Source organism: Mycobacterium sp. 5-140-3-2, assembly GCF_035666375.1.
Taxonomy (GTDB): Bacteria; Actinomycetota; Actinomycetes; order Mycobacteriales; family Mycobacteriaceae; genus Mycobacterium; species Mycobacterium intracellulare.
Genome location: NZ_CP142025.1, coordinates 3,890,597 through 3,908,347, shown reverse-complemented (window position 1 = coordinate 3,908,347; position 17,751 = coordinate 3,890,597). Strand labels below are relative to the sequence as shown.

The following is a 17,751-nucleotide window of genomic DNA, read 5'->3' as shown; positions in this document are numbered from 1 at the left end:
CGCGCCCGGTGAGCCGCTAGGTCGCGGATTCGGCCCCCAGGTCGGTGGGGCCCCACTTTTCCTCGATGCGGCCGTAGCGCCAGACGAGCAGGGCCACCGCCCAGGTGACGACGAACATGCCGACGACGACGTAGCCGACCGCGTTGAGGTCCAGCCCGCCGATCCAGGTCCAGAAGGCGCCCCGCCAACCGAATTGGTCGGCGAACAGGACGAGCAGTTCGACGCTCCCGATCAGCAGGGCGACGGCCACCGACAGCGCGGTGATGGTGATGTTGTAGTAGATCTTGCGCACCGGATTGGAAAACGCCCAGCCGTAGGCGAAGTTCATGAACGAACCGTCGATGGTGTCCAGCAGGCACATGCCCGCGGCGAACAGCACCGGCAGGCAGATGATGGCGTACCACGGCAGCCCGGCGGCGGCGCTGGTGCCGGCGAGCACCAGAAGTGCGATCTCGGTGGCGGTGTCGAAGCCCAGCCCGAACAACAACCCGATCGGGTAGCAGTGCCACGACTTGGTGATCGACTTGGTGAGCCGGCCGAGCACCCGGTTCATCAGTCCGCGGCTCTGCAATTGCCGCTCCAGCTCGGCCCCGTCGGTCTCGGGGTCGAATTCGCCGCGGCGCAACCGCGCGAACACGCGCAGGATGCCGGCCAGGACGATGAGGTTGAGAAGGGCGATCGCATACAGGAAGACGCCGGAGACGCTGGTGCCGATCAACCCGGTGTAGTGGTGCAGCGTCGAGGAGTCGTCCTCGACCGGCCCGACGACCGTTTTCACCCCGCCCGCCAGCAACAGCGCCAACGCGAACACCACGGTGGAGTGGCCCAGCGAAAAGAAGAAGCCGACGGCCAGCGGGCGCTGCCCGTCGTTCATCAGCTTGCGGGTGGTGTTGTCGATGGCGGCGATGTGGTCGGCGTCAAAGGCGTGCCGCATACCCAGCGTATAGGCCGTCAATCCGATCCCGACACCAAAAGCTTTGCCGCCCAAGCTGTATTGGGCCGGTGCCACCAAGAACACCAGGGTGAGCCAGCCGAGCAGGTGCAGCGCGACGATGGACGCGAGCATCGCGGCCAGCCGCCACCACTCCGCTGTGGTCAGGGCGCCGAGAAGTCTGGTCACCCGTGACGGCCGCCGGTCGATCTCGGTGCTGGCCACTGGGGTCCTTCCGGCGCGTCCTTGCGGTATCGGGCTGAGAACAACCGGCCACGACTGTAAGTTCCCCGCCGCGCCGGATGCAAGTGAAGCGCGGATTCTTGGCCCTCGACACTGAACCGCTCACGCCCGAGCCGCCGCCGAGGTCAGTGCAGACCCAGTAGCGCGTTCTCCACCACCTCGGCCAGGGCCGGATGAATCCAGTATTGCCCGCGGGCCGTCTGCAGGGCGGTCAGCCCGAAGCTCATCGCCTGGATCAACGGCTGGATGATCGACGAGGCCTGATCACCCATGATGTGCGCACCCAGCAGGCGGCCGGTGCCGCGCTCGGCGACGAGCTTGACGATCCCGGTGGTGTCCTCGGCCGCCCAGCCGTAGGCGACGTCGCCGTAATTCTGGATCTTCACCGAAATCTTGAAACCCTGTGCGATGGCCTGGTTTTCGGTCAGCCCGACGGAGGCGATCTGGGGATCGGTGAACACCGCCGCGGGCACGTAGCGGTGGTCGGTGGCGGCCAGGGCTTCGGTGTCGTCCCAGTCGCACAGCAGGTTGTGCTGCACGACGCGCGCCTCGTGGTTGGCGACGTGCTTGAGCTGATACGACGAGGAGACGTCGCCGAGCGCGAAAACGCCACGCGCCGTGGTCCGCTGGTACTCGTCGACGACCACCAGGCCGTCGGTGACGGTGACGCCGGCCTGCTCGGCGTCGAGCAGATCGCCGTTGGGCACGCGGCCGGTCGCCACCAGCAGCGCGTCGGCGTTCACGGTGCGACCGTCGTCGAGTTGCACCGCGACGCCCGAACCCTGGTTTTCGGCGCCCACGACGTTGCGGTGGGTGTGCAGCTCCCACTTGCTGGCCGCGATGCGGGTGAAGCGTTCGCCGACGACGTCGTCGAGGTGCCGCAGCAATGTGGAGCCCCGGACCACCAGGGTGACCCGCGAGCCCAGGGAGGAGAAAGTGTGGGCGAATTCGGCTGCGACGAAACCGCCGCCGACGATCACCAAATGCTCGGGCAGTTCAGGGATTCGCATGATCGTGTCGCTGGTGTGGTACGTCGCGCCGCACTCGAGGATCGCGGGCGGGACCACGGCGCGCGCCCCAGCCGCGATCACCACCTGATCGGCCGTGAACTCGTCGCCGGCGTCGGTGCGCAACAGGTAGCGCCCATCGGGTTGGACCGCGCCGAACCGGGTGTGCTGTTTGTACACATCGATATTGGGCGCGGCGTTGCGATAGTCCTCGCCGCTGACCCCGATCGGGTCGATGCGCCCGAACACGCGCGAGACGATGTCGTCCCAGCGCACCCGCTCGATGCGGGCGTCGATGCCGTAGCGCGCCGCCTCCCGGATGCTCTGGGCGACCTCGGCGGCGTAGACGAACATCTTGGTCGGGATGCACCCGACGTTCAGGCACGTGCCCCCGAACGTGCCCTGTTCGCAGATGGCCACCCGTTTGTCGGCGAAGCGTTCATCGAGAATGCTGTTGCCCGAACCGGTTCCGATGATCGCGACGTCGTAGGTCTCCACACCGTCACCCCCTTCCGAACGACGCCGGGGCGTCGCTGTTGTTGGTGGGCAGGTACTCGTCCAGCCAGAGATCCAGTTCCCGATAGGCGACGTCGCGCGGGCCCTCCAACGACAAGAACACATCGTGCTTGGCATCGACCACCGGGACGATGGTGCTGCGGTTTCCGACACAGCCTGCCCACCTGGCGATCTGGGTGACGTCGAGAACGGCGTCGCCGCACCGCATGGGCTCCGGGTCCGCGGTTTCGCGCACGCTGTGGTCCGAGCGCAGGATCAGATTCGGCACGCCGACGTCGAGGCCGCGGTGCAGCCGGGCCTGGCCGCGGCGGACGGCGTGCAGCCAACCGAAGGTGATCGGGAAGCCACCCACGGGTTTCCACTGCAGGTTGTAGTCGAATTGCCCGCCATAGTCGCGGTGCAACGTGGTGCCGTAGCCGCCCTCACCCGGCGACCTGGCCACGCCCTTGGACCGCACCCGCGACAGACCCCCGAGCAGCGCCACGGTCGCCGAATGCCGCAGGATGGCCGGGCCGGGCAGATCCAAAAACGGGCTGTTGAGCACCAACCCGCCGATGTCGGCGTGCGCGTCCGGGTTGCGGCGGCGCAACCGATCCAGCCACAACGACACGATGAGCCCGCCCGCGGAATGCCCGTACACCAGCACGTCGCGGGCCTGCGCGCGCACGACGTCCAGGGCGTGCTCGAGTTCGGTGTCGTAGTTGGCGAGGTCGGTGACGAAGTGCGGCGTCTGGCCGTCGCGCCGCGACCGACCGCACTTGTGAAGGTCCAGCGCGTAGAAGGCGAAGCCGCGCGCGGCGAAATGGTCGGCCAGCTCGGTGTGGAAGAAGTAATCGGTGTAGCCGTGCACCGCCAGCACCGCGCGCCCGGCCGGGCCCGCCTGTGCCGGCCCGCGCCGGATCAGGGTCGCGACGATGTCGCCCTCACCGGCGGGATCGCGGCCGAGCGCGATGGTGCGCTGCCAATATCCGGGGAGGACATCGGGCACCCAGCCAGTCACGAGGCAAGCTTAGCTTTTGCTGGGCACGGGGAGCCGCACGTCGTTCGCGCCCACTTTGCCTCGGGATAACCTGGGGATCGGCCCAGTCGAGGGAAGGACCAGCAAGCCGGTGTCATCGCTAGCCACAACCGCGCGGACGGACGTCGTGCTGGTGGGCGCGGGCATCATGAGCGCGACGCTGGGCGCGTTGCTGCGCCGGCTGCAGCCGGAGTGGTCGCTGACCTTCGTCGAACGCCTCGACGCCGTCGCCGCGGAAAGCAGCAGCCCCTGGAACAACGCCGGCACGGGGCATTCGGCGCTGTGCGAGCTGAACTACACCCCGCAGCGCGCCGACGGCTCGATCGACATCAGCAAAGCGGTGCGCATCAACGAGCAGTTTCAGGTGACCCGCCAGTTCTGGGCTCACGCCGTGGAGAACGGCATCCTGACCGATCGGAGCTTTTTGACCCGGATCCCGCACGCGAGCTTCGTGCGCGGGGCGCGGCGCGTGGACTATCTGCGGCGGCGCCGTGACGCGCTGGCGGCCAACCCGCTGTTCGCCGGCATCGAATTGATCGAGGACCCGGGCGAGTTCGCCCGCCGGCTGCCGTTGATGGCCGCCCATCGCGACTTCTCCACGCCGACCGCACTCAACTGGGCCGCCCACGGCACCGACGTCGACTTCGGTGCGCTGTCGCGCCAATTGGTCGGATTCTGTGTGCGGGGCGGCGCGACGGCCCTGTTCGGGCACGAGGTCCGCAACCTGACCCGCGGGTCCGACGGCGGCTGGACGGTGTCGATCCGCAATCGCCGCACCGGCCAAAAGCGCCGCTGTCACGCCAAATTCGTCTTCGTCGGGGCCGGCGGCGACGCGCTGCCCCTGCTGCAGAAGTCCGGCATCAGCGAGGTCAGGGGTTTCGCCGGATTCCCGATCGGCGGCCGGTTCCTGCGCGCCGACAAGCCGGCGCTCACCGCCGCGCATCGGGCCAAGGTGTACGGGGCGCCCGCGCCCGGCGCCCCGCCCCTGGGGGCGCTGCATCTGGACCTGCGCTACGTCAACGACAAGCCGTGGCTGGTGTTCGGCCCGTACGCCGGCTGGTCACCGAAGTTCTTGAAACGCGGGCACTTCACCGACCTGCCCCGCTCGGTGAAGCCGCATAACCTGGCCTCCCTGCTCGGGGTCGGCGCCACCCAGCTGACGCTGCTTGGGTACCTGCTCGGCCAATTGCGGCTCTCCGAGCCGGACCGGCTGCGCATGCTGCGCGAATTCGCGCCCACCGCAGCGGGTTCCGACTGGGAGTTGACCGTGGCCGGTCAGCGCGTGCAGGTGATCCGGCGCGACAGGCGAAAGGGCGGGGTGCTCGACTTCGACACCACGGTGGTGGGGGCCGCCGACGGAAGCATCGCGGGTCTGCTCGGCGGCTCGCCCGGGGCGTCGACCGCGGTGCCGATCATGCTCGACGTGTTGCAGCGGTGCTTTGCCAACCGTTTTCAGTCGTGGTTGCCCGCGCTCAAGGAGATGGTTCCCTCTTTGGGGGCGTCGCTGTCGGACGAGCCGGCGCTCTACGACGAGGTCTTTTCGTGGGGAACGAAGGTACTGGGGTTGGATGTCAATGACTGAAGCACTGCGGCGTATCTGGGCCAAAGACCTTGATGCCCAGACACTTTACGAGCTGCTCAAGTTGAGGGTGGAGGTGTTCGTCGTCGAACAGGCGATCCCGTATCCCGAACTGGACGGCCGTGACCTCCTCGCCGAAACCCGGCACTTCTGGCTGGAGACGGCCGACGGCGAGGTGATCTGTACGCTGCGGCTGATGGAGGAGCACGCCGGAGGCGAGAAGGCGTTCCGCATCGGGCGCCTGTGCACCAAGCGCAGCGCCCGTGGCCAGGGCCACACCACCCGGCTGCTGCGCGCGGCCCTGGCCGAGGTGGGTGACTACCCGTGCCGGATCAACGCGCAGACCTATCTGGCCGACATGTACGCGCAGCACGGATTCGTGCGCGACGGCGACGATTTCGTCGACGACGGCGTCCCGCACGTGCCCATGCTGCGGCCGGGCTCCGGTCTGGCGGCCAAGCCGTGAGGCCCTACCCGTTCAGCGCCATCGTCGGGCACGACCAGCTGCGTCTCGCCCTGCTGTTGTGCGCCGTGCGCCCTGAGATCGGGGGCGCCCTCATCCGCGGCGAGAAGGGCACCGCCAAGTCGACGGCCGTGCGCGGCCTGGCGGCGCTGCTGTGCGCGGCGACCGGCAGCGATTCCGGCCTGGTCGAAATGCCGCTCGGGGCAACCGAAGACAGGGTCATCGGCTCGCTGGATCTGCAGCGGGTGCTGCGCGACGGCGAGCACGCTTTTTCCCCGGGCCTGTTGGCCCGCGCGCACGGCGGGGTGCTCTACGTCGACGAGGTCAACCTGCTGCACGATCATCTCGTCGACGTGCTGCTCGACGCCGCGGCGATGGGGCGGGTGCACATCGAACGCGACGGCATCTCGCATTCGCATGAGGCGCGGTTCGTGTTGATCGGCACCATGAATCCCGAAGAGGGCGAACTGCGTCCGCAGCTGTTGGACCGCTTCGGGCTCACCGTCGACGTGCACGCCTCACGCGACGTCGACGTGCGGGTGCAGGTCATCCGGCAGCGAATGGCGTATGAGGCCGACCCGGACGGCTTCGCGGAGCGATACGCCGCCGCCGACGCCGAGCTGGCCCGGCGCATCGCCGCGGCCCGCGCGCTCGTCGACGATGTGGTGTTGCCCGACAACGAGTTACGGCGCATCGCGGCGCTGTGCGCGGCGTTCGATGTCGACGGCATGCGCGCGGACCTGGTGGTGGCCCGCACCGCCGTCGCCCACGCTGCCTGGCGCGGGGCGCCCGCCGTCGAGGAACAGGACATCCGGGTCGCCGCCGAGCTGGCGCTGCCGCACCGGCGCCGCCGCGACCCCTTCGACGATCCGGGGATCGACCGCGACCAGCTGGACGAAGCCCTGGCGCGGGCCGGCTCCGAGCCGGACCCCGAGCCCGACCCGCCCGGCGGCGGTCAAACGCCGGACACCGAACAGGCTGGGCCACAACGGGACTCGGGGGACAGCACCACGGGGAAGCCGCCGAAGTCCAAGCCCAGCGCGCCTCCGTCGAAAACCTTCCGCACCCGCGCGCTGCGCGTCCCCGGGGTGGGGGAGGGCGCGCCCGGGCGGCGGTCGCGGGCGCGCAACGCCGGCGGCAGCGTCATCGCCGCCACCGACGGGGACGACACCAGTTGCGGCGGGCACGGACTGCACGTGTTCGCCACGCTGCTCTCGGCCGCCGAGCGCGCCGGGGCCGGGCCGCTGCGGCCCGGGCCCGACGACGTGCGCCGCGCCGTGCGCGAGGGACGCGAGGGCAACCTGGTGATCTTCGTGGTGGACGCCTCGGGTTCGATGGCCGCCCGCGACCGGATGGCGGCGGTCAGCGGCGCCACGCTGTCGCTGCTGCGCGACGCCTACCAGCGCCGCGACAAGGTCGCCGTGATCACCTTCCGGCACCAGCAGGCGCAATTGTTGCTACCGCCGACCTCCTCGGCCCACATCGCCGGGCGGCGACTGGCCCGCTTCGACACCGGCGGCAAGACGCCGCTCGCCGAAGGCCTGCTGGCCGCGCGCGAGCTGATCGTCCGGGAGAAGGCGCGCGACCGGGCCCGCCGCGCCCTGGTGGTGGTGCTCACCGACGGCCGGGCCACCGCCGGACCGGATCCGTTGGGCCGCACCCGATCCGCGGCGGCCCGGCTGGTGGCCGAAGGCGCGGCCGCGGTGGTCGTGGATTGCGAGACGTCGTTCGTGCGGCTGGGCCTGGCCGAGCAGCTGGCCCGCCAACTCGGCGCACCCGCCGTTCGGCTGGAGCAGCTGCACGCCGATTCGTTGACGCGTGCGGTACGCGACGTCGCGTGAGAAAGGTAACCCGTTATGCCGCAAGGAGTTCCAGTCCAGGTTCCCGATGATGGCCTGACCACCCGGGCGCGACGTCACACGCCGGTGCTGGCGGTGCACACCGGCGCCGGCAAGGGGAAGTCGACGGCGGCGTTCGGAATGGCGTTGCGGGCCTGGAACGCCGGGCTTTCCGTCGCGGTGTTCCAATTCGTCAAGAGCGCGAAGTGGAAGGTCGGCGAGGAGGCGGCGTTCGCCGCGCTCGGCGACGTGCACGAACAACACGGCGCCGGCGCGCCGGTCGAATGGCACAAGATGGGTGCGGGCTGGTCCTGGACGCGCAAGGCGGGCAGCGACACCGATCACGCGGCGGCCGCGGCCGACGGCTGGGCCGAAATCGCGCGCCGGCTGGCCGACCAGCGCCACGACTTCTACGTGCTCGACGAGTTCACCTATCCGCTGAAGTGGGGCTGGGTCGACGTCCACGAGGTGGTCGAGGTGCTCGCGGCGCGGCCCGGCCACCAGCACGTCGTCATCACCGGACGCGACGCCCCGCGGCCGCTGATCGATGCGGCCGACCTGGTCACCGAGATGACCAAGCTCAAGCATCCGATGGACGCCGGGCGCAAGGGGCAGAAGGGCATCGAGTGGTGAGTGTTCCCGCCATGGTCATCGCCGCACCCTCGTCCGGCAGCGGAAAGACCACCGTGGCAACGGGTTTGATCGGCGCTTTGCGCCGGGCGGGTCACACCGTCGCGCCGTTCAAGGTGGGCCCGGACTTCATCGATCCCGGGTATCACGGCCTGGCCGCAGGCCGGCCGGGCCGCAACCTCGACCCGGTGCTGGTCGGGGAGGGCCTCATCGGCCCTCTGTACGCGCACGGCGCCGCCGGCGCGGACATCGCGGTGATCGAGGGCGTGATGGGGCTGTTCGACGGGCGGATCGGGCCGTCCGCCGCCACCCCCGCCGCCGGATCGACCGCCCACGTCGCCCGCCTGCTGGGCGCACCCGTCGTGCTGGTCATCGACGCGCGCGGTCAAAGCCAGAGCATCGCCGCGCTGCTGCACGGCTTTTCGACGTTCGACACCGCCACCCGGGTCACCGGCGTGATCCTGAACCGGGTCGGCTCGACCCGCCACGAGCAGGTGTTGCGGCAGGCCTGCGAGCAGGCCGGTGTCCCGGTGCTGGGGGCCATCCCGCGGGCGGCCGAATTGGAGCTTCCCACAAGGTATCTGGGGCTCGTCACCGCCGTGGAGTACGGCCGCCGGGCCCGGCAGGCGGTCGACGCGATGACCGCGTTGGTCGCCGCCCACGTCGACCTGGCGTCGGTGATCGCGGTCGCGCGGGCCCCGGCGGCCGGGCAGCCGTGGGATCCGGCGGCGGCGGTGGGGGAGTCGGCGCGGCGGCGCGCCACCGTGGCCGTGGCGGCCGGGAAGGCCTTCAGCTTCGGCTACGCCGAGCACCCGGAGCTGCTGGCGGCCGCCGGCGCGGACGTCGTCGCATTCGATCCGCTCAGCGACGCGTTGCCCGACGGCAGCGATGCGGTGTTGCTGCCCGGCGGCTTTCCCGAACAGTTCACCGCCGAGCTGTCCGCCAACGAGGTCGTGCGCCGGCAGATCAAGGAGCTGGCCGCCGCCGGGGCGCCCGTGCACGCCGAGTGCGCCGGGCTGATCTACCTGGCCACCGAACTCGACGGCCACCCGATGTGCGGCGTGCTGGCCGGACGGGCCCGGTTCACCCCGCAGCTGACGCTGGCCTACCGCGACGCCGTCGCCGTGGCCGATTCCCCGCTGTACACTGCGGGCCAGCGGGCCGTCGGGCACGAATTCCACCGCACCGCAGTCACATTCAGCGACAGCTACCAGCCGGCATGGATGTACCGGGCCCCCGACGCCGACGACGCCGACGATGCCGGCGGGGCCGTGCGCGATGGCGTCGTGCACGGCGGCGTGCACGCGTCGTATCTGCACACCCACCCGGCCGCCGCGCCGGAGGCGGTGGCGCGCTTCGTCGCCCACGCGGCCCGGCGAGCGGGTTCGCGGACGTAACGTCACGGCGAAAAATCCGGCCGAACTTCGCCGCGGCGTTACGCGCGCGATGCCAAGGCCACGAACCACTAAGCTTGCCGGGTGACTGAGAGCGCCTACCTCGTAGGGCTGCGGCTGACCGGTAAGAAGGTCGTCGTCGTGGGCGGCGGCACCGTCGCCCAGCGCCGGTTGCCGTTGCTCATCGCCAGCGGCGCCGACGTCCACGTCATCTCCCGCAGCGCCACCCGGTCGGTCGAGGCCATGACCGGAATCACTCTGGCACTGCGCGAATACCGCGACGGCGACCTCGACGGCGCCTGGTACGCGATCGCGGCCACCGACGACCCGCGCGTCAACGAGGCCGTGGTCGCCGAGGCCGCAAGCCGCCAGATCTTCTGCGTCCGGGCGGACATCGCCGTCGAGGGAACCGCGGTGACGCCAGCGTCTTTCAGCTATGCGGGGCTGTCCGTCGGCGTCCTGGCCGGCGGCGAGCACCGGCGTTCGGCGGCGATCCGCTCGGCCATCCGGGAGGCGCTGCAGACCGGGGTCATCACCCCCGAGGGCCCGGTGGGCTCCGACGCCGTCAAGGGCGGCGTGGCGCTGATCGGGGGCGGTCCCGGCGACCCCGAACTGATCACCGTGCGCGGGCGCCGGCTGCTCGCCCAGGCCGACGTCGTGGTCGCCGACCGCCTCGCGCCGCCGGAACTGCTCGCCGAACTGCCCCCACACGTGGAAGTCATCGACGCCGCCAAGATCCCGTACGGGCGGGCGATGGCCCAGGACGCCATCAACGACGTGATGATCGAACGCGCCCGGGCTGGAAGCTTCGTGGTGCGCCTCAAAGGGGGGGACCCCTTCGTCTTCGCCCGCGGCTACGAGGAGGTGCTCGCGTGCGCCGAGGCCGGGATCCCGGTCACCGTGGTGCCGGGTGTGACAAGCGCCATAGGGGTGCCCGCATTGGCGGGTGTCCCCGTCACCCATCGGGCGATCAACCACGAGTTCGTGGTGGTCAGCGGCCATCTCCCACCCGGGCATCCCGAATCGTTAGTGAATTGGGATGCGCTGGCCGCGATGTCCGGCACGATTGTTTTGCTGATGGCCGTCGAACGCATCGAACTTTTCGCCGAAGCCCTTTTGGCAGGAGGTCGACCAGCGGATACGCCCGTGCTTGTCGTTCAGCACGGAACGACGGCCGCTCAACACACTTTGCGGGCCACCCTCGCCGACACGCCCGAAAAGATTCGCGCCGAGGGGATCCGACCTCCCGCGATCATCGTGATCGGCGCCGTGGCGGCTTTCGGGGTTTAAACGCTTCTTAAGATTACTGTAAGGTAACCCTTTATGACGGCTCTCAACGACTCAGAGCGCGCTGTCCAAAACTGGACGTCTGCACGCCCCGATCGTCCGGCCCCGGTGCGCACGGCGGAGACCGCCGCAAAGCCCCCGGCGGAGACCGCCTCCAATCGCATCAGCAAGTACTACCCGGCGTGGCTGCCCTCGCGACGCTTCATCGCGGCCGTCATCGCCATCGGCGGTATGCAGCTGCTTGCGACGATGGACAGCACCGTCGCGATCGTCGCGCTCCCCAAGATCCAAAACGAGCTCAGCCTGTCCGACGCCGGCCGCAGCTGGGTGATCACCGCCTACGTGCTGACATTCGGCGGGCTGATGCTGCTCGGCGGGCGGCTCGGTGACACCATCGGGCGCAAGCGCACCTTCATCGTCGGTGTCGCCCTGTTCACCATCTCCTCCGTGCTGTGCGCCGTCGCCTGGGACGAGGCGACCATGGTCATCGCCCGGCTGTCGCAGGGCGTCGGGTCGGCCATCGCCTCGCCGACGGGCCTGGCGCTGGTGGCGACCACCTTCCCCAAGGGACCGGCGCGCAACTTCGCGACCGCGGTCTTCGCCGCGATGACGGCCGTCGGCTCGGTGATGGGCCTCGTGGTCGGGGGAGCGCTCACCGAGGTGTCGTGGCGGCTGGCGTTCCTGGTGAACGTGCCGATCGGCCTGGTGATGATGTATTTGGCCCGCACCGCGCTGCGCGAGACCAACCGCGAGCGGATGAAGCTGGACGCCACCGGCGCCATGCTGGCCACCCTGACGTGCACCGCCGCGGTGTTCGCCTTCTCGATGGGGCCGGAAAAGGGGTGGGTTTCGATCACCACCATCGGTTCGGGTGTGGTGGCGATGCTCGCCGGGCTGGGCTTCATCATCGTGGAGCGCACCGCCGAGAACCCCGTCGTGCCGTTCGATCTGTTCCGCGACCGCAACCGCCTGGTCACGTTCACCGCGATCTTCCTGGCCGGCGGGCTGATGTTCAGCCTGACCGTGTGCATCGGCCTGTACGTGCAGGACATCCTCGGCTACAGCGCGCTGCACGCCGGCGTCGGCTTCATCCCGTTCGTCATCGCGATGGGGATCGGCCTCGGCATCTCCTCGCAGCTGGTGTCGCGGTTCTCGCCGCGGGTCTTGACCATCGGCGGCGGCATCCTGCTCTTCTGGGCGATGCTCTACGGCTGGGCGTTCATGCACCGCGGCGTCGCCTACTTCCCCAACCTGGTGTTGCCGATCGTGGTCGGCGGGATCGGCATCGGCATGGCCGTCGTGCCCCTGACGCTGTCGGCCATCGCCGGTGTGGGTTTCGATCAGATCGGTCCCGTCTCCGCGGTCACGCTGATGCTGCAAAGCCTGGGTGGCCCGCTCGTGTTGGCCGTCATCCAGGCCGTGATCACTTCGCGGACACTGTATTTGGGCGGCACCACCGGCCCGGTGAAGAACATGACCGACGCGCAGCTGCAGGCGCTCGACCACGGCTATACCTACGGCCTGCTGTGGGTGGCAGGGGTGGCGGTCATCGTCGGCGGTGCGGCGCTGCTCATCGGCTACACACCCGACCAGGTCGCGCACGCGCAAGAGGTCAAGGAAGCGATGGACGCCGGGGAGCTGTAGCTCACTGACCCTCCGCGAGAGTGCAGCTACCTACGTCCTACTCGGGAAACGCGTCGCTGGTTGCAGTCTCGGGCTGCCGGATACCGGGCCCCGCGTCACCGCTAGGCTAGCCCGCTGTGATCACCCGGATGTCCCAGCTGTTTTTGCGCACGTTGCGCGACGATCCCGCCGACGCCGAAGTCGCCAGCCACAAGCTGCTGATCCGGGCCGGCTACATCCGGCCCGTCGCGCCCGGGCTGTACAGCTGGCTGCCGCTGGGCCTGCGGGTGCTGCGCCGCATCGAGGGCATCGTCCGCGAGGAGATGAATGCCATTGGCGGGCAAGAGATCCTGTTTCCCGCCCTGCTGCCCCGCGCGCCCTACGAGGCAACGAACCGGTGGACCGAATACGGCGACTCGGTGTTCCGGCTCAAAGACCGCCGCGGTAACGACTACCTGCTGGGCCCGACGCACGAGGAGTTGTTCACCCTGACGGTCAAGGGCGAATACAGCTCCTACAAAGACTTTCCGGTCCTGCTCTACCAAATCCAGAACAAGTATCGCGACGAGGCGCGGCCGCGCGCCGGCATCCTGCGCGTGCGGGAGTTCCTGATGAAGGACTCCTACTCGTTCGACGTCGACGACGCCGGGCTCAAGGCCGCCTACCACGCGCACCGCGAGGCCTATCAGCGCATCTTCGCGCGCCTGCAGGTGCGCTACGTCATCGTCTCGGCGGTCTCCGGCGCCATGGGCGGCAGCGCCTCCGAGGAGTTTCTGGCCGAAAGCCCGGTCGGCGAGGACACCTTCGTGCGCTGCCTGGAGTCCGGCTACGCGGCCAACGTCGAGGCCGTCGTCACCGCGCGCCCGGAGGCGCAGCCGATCGACGGGCTGCCCGAGGCGGTGGTCCACGACACCGGCGACACCCCGACCATCGCCACCCTGGTGGACTGGGCCAACACCGCCGACCTGGGCCGCACCGTCACCGCGGCCGACACACTGAAGAACGTCCTGCTCAAGGTGCGCGAGCCCGGTGGGGACTGGGAGCTGCTGGCCATCGGGCTACCCGGCGACCGTGAGGTCGAAGACAAGCGGCTGGGCGCGGCGCTCGAACCGGCCGAATACGCGATGCTCGACGACGCCGACTTCGCCAAGTACCCCTTTCTGGTGAAGGGCTACATCGGTCCGAAAGCGTTGCGCGACAACGGTGTTCGCTACCTGGTCGATCCACGCGTGGTGGACGGCACCAGCTGGATCACCGGGGCCGACGAGCCTGGCCGGCACGTCGTCGGGCTGGTCGCCGGCCGCGATTTCACCGCCGACGGCACCATCGAGGCCGCCGAGGTGCGCGACGGGGACCCGTCGCCGGACGGCGCGGGCCCGCTGGTGTCGGCGCGCGGCATCGAGGTCGCGCACATCTTCCAGCTCGGCCGCAAATACACCGACGCCTTCACCGCCGACGTGCTCGGCGAGGACGGCAAGCCGGTGCGCCTGACGATGGGCTCCTACGGCCTGGGCGTCTCGCGGATGGTGGCCGTGATCGCCGAGCAGCACCACGACGAGCTGGGGCTGCGGTGGCCGTCGTCGGTCGCGCCCTTCGACGTCCACCTGGTGATCGCCAACAAGGACGACCGGGCCCGCACCGGGGCCACCGAGCTCGCCGGCGAGCTCGACCGGCTGGGCGTCGACGTGCTGCTCGATGACCGCCAGGCGTCACCCGGCGTGAAGTTCAAGGATGCCGAGCTGTTGGGCGTGCCCTGGATCGTGGTGGTGGGGCGCGGCTGGGCGGACGGCGTGGTGGAACTGCGCGACCGCTTCGGCGGGCAAACCCGCGAACTGGCGACGGGGGCGTCGCTGGCCTCCGACATCGCGGCGGCGCTTGAGACGGGCTAGTCGTTGCCGCCCGGGAAGCTCGTCGTGATCGGCCAGGCGCCCAACACCCGGTTCCACCGGGCGGCCATGACCGCGCTTTGCACCAGCGCCGTCGAAGCGAACGCCCGGTCCTCGGCGGTCTCGGCGTGTTCGGCGACAACGCGCCACGCGCCGGCGCCGTCGTTCTCCATCCGCGCGGCCAGCCGCGCCGCGTCCGCCGGGCTGCCGACCACCAGGGGCAGCTGGTAGCCGGCGGCGGCAACCGGGGCGGTGACCTTGCGGGCGGTCAGCATCGCGATGACGTCGTCGCGGCGCTGCCGGTGCTGCTCGAGCGCCTCCACCACCATGCCGTTGACGCTGGGCGGCGACATGGCCGAGACGATGCCGTAGCCGTAGATCGTCGAATGTTCGATGGCTAGCGCGTCGGACAGCGCGGCGTTGTCGGCGTCCTTCCCCGAGCTCATATCGACGGCCCCCCGGGCACCAGCGCCACGGTGTAGGACGCCGTGCAGGACGCGGCGATCGAGGCGAGCAGCCCGGCCCGGTAGCCGGATTCGGTGCCGACCAGGCGAGCGGCGCTGTCGGCCGAGGCGTGCAGCGCGTTGATCACGTCGGCCACCGGCGGCGGGGGAGGCGGGGGACCGGCCGGCTCGGCCTGACTCGGGCTGGGCGTTTCGCTCGACGACGGCGCGGCGAGCTTGCCGGCGGCCCGCGCGATCTCGGTGGACAGCGCGCGGGCGTGCGCGGCGCGCTGGCTCGCCACCACCGTCAGCGCGGCGGCGACCTGCGGGGGGTTCCCGACGGCCGAGGCGGCGGCACTCGCCAGCGCGCTGTCGTGGCGCGCCTGGTCCAACGGGCCCAGCAGTTGTTCGACGGGCGGGGGCTTGGGCGCGGACTTTCCGCACGCGGACACCACACCGAGCGCGGCCAAAGCGACGCCGCCGGAGAGGACGTCTCGCCGGTTGACGAACGGAACTGCGCTAGGCACAAGCACATCCTGCCACCGGTGCGTCGGCGGGCACGAAGCCAGCACGCGATCGCGCCGCCATCCGCGATTCCTGGCGTATCGTGGATAGCTGGTTCTCGCAGAGGACAGCCAGCACGTTCTCCGCCGGGACACCGGAAGCCGGACGCGAAGCCATCGCGGCGGCGACATCCGCCAGATGACCGGACAACTCAAGATGAGGAGCTCGCCGTGACCACCGGGCTACCGTCGCAGACGCAGGTGATCGAGCTACTCGATGCAGAGTTTGCGCGCGCGGGATACGAGATCGAAGACGTGGTCATCGACGCACGCACCCGGCCCCCACGCATCACGGTGATCGCCGACGGCGACGACGGCCTCGACCTGGACACGGCCGCCACGCTGTCACGCTCGGCGTCGGCGCTGCTCGACGATCTGGACACCATCGGCGACCACTACGTGCTCGAGGTCTCCTCGCCCGGCGTTGACCGCCCCCTGACCAGCGCGAAGCACTTCCGCCGCGCCCGCGGCCGCAAGGTCGACGTCACCCTCTCCGACGGATCGACGCTGACCGGCCGCATCGGCGAGACGAACGAGGACGCCGTCGCGCTGGTGGTTCGCACCGGCCGGGACTGGGCGATCCGCGAAATCTCGCTCGGTGATGTCGTCAAAGCTGTTGTCCAGGTGGAGTTTTCGCCCCCTGCCGACGCCGAACTGGCACTGGCGAAGCGTGGGGCTGGGGAGGAGCGGTGCTGATGAACCGCGCCGGCGACGATGCAGAGCGTAGCGATGAGAAGGAGCGGTGCTGATGAACCGCGCCGGCGACGATGCAGAGCGTAGCGATGAGAAGGAGCGGCGCAGATGAACATCGACATGGCCGCACTGCATGCGATCGAGGTGGATCGGGGCATCTCGGTCAATGAGCTGCTCGAGACCATCAAGTCCGCGCTGCTCACCGCCTACCGGCACACCGAGGGCCATCAGAACGACGCGCGGATCGAGATCGACCGCAAGACCGGCGTCGTCCGGGTGATCGCCCGGGAGACCGACGAAGACGACAACGTCATCAGCGAATGGGACGACACCCCCGAGGGCTTCGGCCGCATCGCCGCCACCACCGCACGCCAGGTGATGCTGCAGCGATTTCGCGATGCCGAGAACGAGCGCACCTACGGTGAGTTCTCCACGCGTGAGGGCGAGATCGTCGCGGGCGTGATCCAGCGTGACAGCCGGGCCAACGCGCGCGGCCTGGTGGTGGTGCGGATGGGCACCGAGACGAAGGCGTCCGAGGGCGTGATCCCGGCGGCCGAGCAGGTCCCCGGCGAAAGCTACGAACACGGCAACCGCGTGCGGTGTTACGTGATCGGGGTGACCCGCGGGGCCCGCGAGCCGCTGATCACGCTGTCGCGCACCCACCCCAACCTGGTTCGCAAGCTGTTCTCCCTGGAGGTGCCCGAGATCGCCGACGAGTCGGTCGAAATCGTGGCCGTGGCGCGCGAGGCCGGCCATCGCTCCAAGATCGCGGTGAAGTCGAACCTGCCCGGCCTGAACGCCAAGGGCGCCTGCATCGGCCCGATGGGTCAGCGGGTCCGCAACGTGATGAGCGAGCTATCCGGCGAGAAGATCGACATCATCGACTACGACGAGGACCCGGCCCGCTTCGTCGCCAACGCGCTGTCACCCGCCAAGGTGGTCTCGGTGTCGATCATCGACCCGTCCGCCCGCGCCGCCCGGGTGGTCGTCCCCGACTTCCAGTTGTCACTGGCCATCGGCAAGGAGGGCCAGAACGCGCGGCTGGCCGCCCGGCTCACCGGCTGGCGCATCGACATCCGCGGGGACTCGCCCGGCGGGCATCCGGAGAACGAGCCCGAACACGGCGCCACCCACGGAATGGCCCACGACCGCTAGGGCGCGCCCGCACATCCTCGGGCGGTGCTGACCATCGATCCGGTGACGCTAGACTATTTCTGATCCAGCGTGAGCCTTCGGCCTCCGAAACCCAGAAGGGCGCACCGACACATGGGTGGACCCGTGCGGACGTGTATCGGGTGCCGAAAGCAAGAGTTGGCCGTCGAACTGCTTCGCGTGGTGGCTGTGCCGACCGGGAACGGCGAATTCGCCGTGATCGTTGACACAGGCAGTCGCCTGCCGGGGCGGGGTGCGTGGCTGCATCCCGTGCCGCACTGCGCACAACAGGCGATCCGGCGGCGGGCTTTCACCAAGGCGCTGCGCATCACCGGTTCACCGGACACCTCCGCGGTGGTCGAGCACATAGAGTCGCTGAGTGCGCCCGATCGCCCGGCAACAGAACAGGTAGCAAAGAACATGAGCACACCGTGAAGTCCCGATGACAATGTGTCATAGCTAAACCCGAGGCGCGGCCCCACGAC

Annotated in this window: 16 protein-coding genes; 11 read left to right on the top strand and 5 right to left on the bottom strand. The window is 69.8% G+C overall.

Annotated elements, in window-relative coordinates:
• Positions 1 to 16: 16 nt before the first annotated feature.
• The 3 genes from P6281_RS18030 to P6281_RS18020 all read right to left on the bottom strand — a co-directional run bounded on the left by P6281_RS18030 (position 17) and on the right by P6281_RS18020 (position 3,697).
• Positions 17 to 1,156, bottom strand: a complete 1,140-nt coding sequence (locus P6281_RS18030; RefSeq protein ID WP_014380667.1) for a HoxN/HupN/NixA family nickel/cobalt transporter — start codon at positions 1,154 to 1,156, stop codon at positions 17 to 19.
• 143 nt (positions 1,157 to 1,299) lie between these two features.
• The gene (gene mtr, locus P6281_RS18025) at positions 1,300 to 2,679 is read right to left on the bottom strand and encodes a mycothione reductase (RefSeq protein WP_008258759.1); all 1,380 of its coding nucleotides are present in this window, start codon (positions 2,677 to 2,679) and stop codon (positions 1,300 to 1,302) included.
• A 4-nt stretch (positions 2,680 to 2,683) separates the two neighbouring features.
• Positions 2,684 to 3,697 carry an alpha/beta hydrolase gene (locus P6281_RS18020; protein WP_008258758.1) on the bottom strand — a complete coding sequence of 338 codons (1,014 nt, stop codon included), beginning with the start codon at positions 3,695 to 3,697 and terminating at the stop codon, positions 2,684 to 2,686.
• 166 nt (positions 3,698 to 3,863) lie between these two features.
• Between P6281_RS18020 and mqo the strand changes: the two genes are divergently transcribed.
• The 8 genes from mqo (at position 3,864) to P6281_RS17980 (ending at position 14,418) form a co-directional block, all read left to right on the top strand.
• The gene (mqo, locus tag P6281_RS18015) at positions 3,864 to 5,297 is read left to right on the top strand and encodes a malate dehydrogenase (quinone) (RefSeq protein ID WP_050989421.1); all 1,434 of its coding nucleotides are present in this window, start codon (positions 3,864 to 3,866) and stop codon (positions 5,295 to 5,297) included.
• Complete coding sequence (locus tag P6281_RS18010; RefSeq protein WP_008258755.1) at positions 5,290 to 5,760, top strand: GNAT family N-acetyltransferase; 471 nt, start codon at positions 5,290 to 5,292, stop codon at positions 5,758 to 5,760. Before mqo ends, P6281_RS18010 begins: the two co-directional genes overlap by 8 nt.
• On the top strand, positions 5,757 to 7,598 hold the full coding sequence (locus tag P6281_RS18005) for a magnesium chelatase subunit D family protein (protein ID WP_014385433.1): 1,842 nt from the start codon (positions 5,757 to 5,759) through the stop codon (positions 7,596 to 7,598). The genes P6281_RS18010 and P6281_RS18005 overlap by 4 nt, the downstream gene beginning before the upstream one ends.
• A gap of 15 nt (positions 7,599 to 7,613) precedes the next feature.
• Positions 7,614 to 8,228 (top strand): cob(I)yrinic acid a,c-diamide adenosyltransferase, encoded by a 615-nt coding sequence (cobO, locus tag P6281_RS18000; protein ID WP_009956278.1) that lies wholly within the window; start codon positions 7,614 to 7,616, stop codon positions 8,226 to 8,228.
• Between the two features lie 11 nt (positions 8,229 to 8,239).
• A complete protein-coding gene (locus P6281_RS17995; protein WP_014385432.1) occupies positions 8,240 to 9,622 on the top strand; it encodes a cobyrinate a,c-diamide synthase in 1,383 nt (460 codons plus the stop codon).
• An 81-nt stretch (positions 9,623 to 9,703) separates the two neighbouring features.
• On the top strand, positions 9,704 to 10,909 hold the full coding sequence (gene cobA, locus P6281_RS17990; RefSeq protein WP_014385431.1) for a uroporphyrinogen-III C-methyltransferase: 1,206 nt from the start codon (positions 9,704 to 9,706) through the stop codon (positions 10,907 to 10,909).
• Positions 10,910 to 10,942: 33 nt separating this feature from the next.
• Positions 10,943 to 12,550 carry an MFS transporter gene (locus tag P6281_RS17985; RefSeq protein ID WP_026071284.1) on the top strand — a complete coding sequence of 536 codons (1,608 nt, stop codon included), beginning with the start codon at positions 10,943 to 10,945 and terminating at the stop codon, positions 12,548 to 12,550.
• 116 nt (positions 12,551 to 12,666) lie between these two features.
• Positions 12,667 to 14,418: a proline--tRNA ligase gene (locus P6281_RS17980; protein WP_324738462.1), complete on the top strand. Its 1,752-nt coding sequence runs from the start codon at positions 12,667 to 12,669 to the stop codon at positions 14,416 to 14,418.
• On the opposite strand, the gene P6281_RS17975 is transcribed toward P6281_RS17980, so the two are convergent.
• Both P6281_RS17975 and P6281_RS17970 read right to left on the bottom strand, forming a co-directional pair.
• Positions 14,415 to 14,861, bottom strand: coding sequence for a ferritin-like domain-containing protein (locus P6281_RS17975; protein ID WP_008258734.1), 447 nt, complete (start codon positions 14,859 to 14,861; stop codon positions 14,415 to 14,417). The two genes, P6281_RS17980 and P6281_RS17975, sit on opposite strands and share 4 nt — an antisense overlap.
• Positions 14,858 to 15,385 (bottom strand): hypothetical protein, encoded by a 528-nt coding sequence (locus P6281_RS17970; RefSeq protein WP_014380661.1) that lies wholly within the window; start codon positions 15,383 to 15,385, stop codon positions 14,858 to 14,860. Before P6281_RS17970 ends, P6281_RS17975 begins: the two co-directional genes overlap by 4 nt.
• A 207-nt stretch (positions 15,386 to 15,592) precedes the next feature.
• On the opposite strand from P6281_RS17970, the gene rimP reads away from it, so the two are divergent.
• The 3 genes from rimP (at position 15,593) to P6281_RS17955 (ending at position 17,701) form a co-directional block, all read left to right on the top strand.
• Positions 15,593 to 16,117 carry a ribosome maturation factor RimP gene (gene rimP / locus P6281_RS17965; RefSeq protein ID WP_014385427.1) on the top strand — a complete coding sequence of 175 codons (525 nt, stop codon included), beginning with the start codon at positions 15,593 to 15,595 and terminating at the stop codon, positions 16,115 to 16,117.
• 105 nt (positions 16,118 to 16,222) lie between these two features.
• Positions 16,223 to 17,269: a transcription termination factor NusA gene (gene nusA / locus P6281_RS17960; RefSeq protein WP_009955964.1), complete on the top strand. Its 1,047-nt coding sequence runs from the start codon at positions 16,223 to 16,225 to the stop codon at positions 17,267 to 17,269.
• Positions 17,270 to 17,425: 156 nt separating this feature from the next.
• Positions 17,426 to 17,701, top strand: coding sequence for a YlxR family protein (locus P6281_RS17955; RefSeq protein WP_009955965.1), 276 nt, complete (start codon positions 17,426 to 17,428; stop codon positions 17,699 to 17,701).
• Positions 17,702 to 17,751: the final 50 nt, after the last annotated feature.

What these genes read in the sequence shown, in the direction of transcription:
- mqo (WP_050989421.1), top strand. Translation starts at nt 3,864, where the DNA reads ATGAGCGCGACGCTGGGCGCGTTGCTGCGCCGGCTGCAGCCGGAGTGG.
- P6281_RS18010 (WP_008258755.1), top strand. Translation starts at nt 5,290, where the DNA reads ATGACTGAAGCACTGCGGCGTATCTGGGCCAAAGACCTTGATGCCCAG.
- cobO (WP_009956278.1), top strand. Translation starts at nt 7,614, where the DNA reads ATGCCGCAAGGAGTTCCAGTCCAGGTTCCCGATGATGGCCTGACCACC.
- P6281_RS17995 (WP_014385432.1), top strand. Translation starts at nt 8,240, where the DNA reads ATGGTCATCGCCGCACCCTCGTCCGGCAGCGGAAAGACCACCGTGGCA.
- P6281_RS17985 (WP_026071284.1), top strand. Translation starts at nt 10,943, where the DNA reads ATGACGGCTCTCAACGACTCAGAGCGCGCTGTCCAAAACTGGACGTCT.
- P6281_RS17975 (WP_008258734.1), bottom strand. Translation starts at nt 14,861, where the DNA reads ATGAGCTCGGGGAAGGACGCCGACAACGCCGCGCTGTCCGACGCGCTA.
- nusA (WP_009955964.1), top strand. Translation starts at nt 16,223, where the DNA reads ATGAACATCGACATGGCCGCACTGCATGCGATCGAGGTGGATCGGGGC.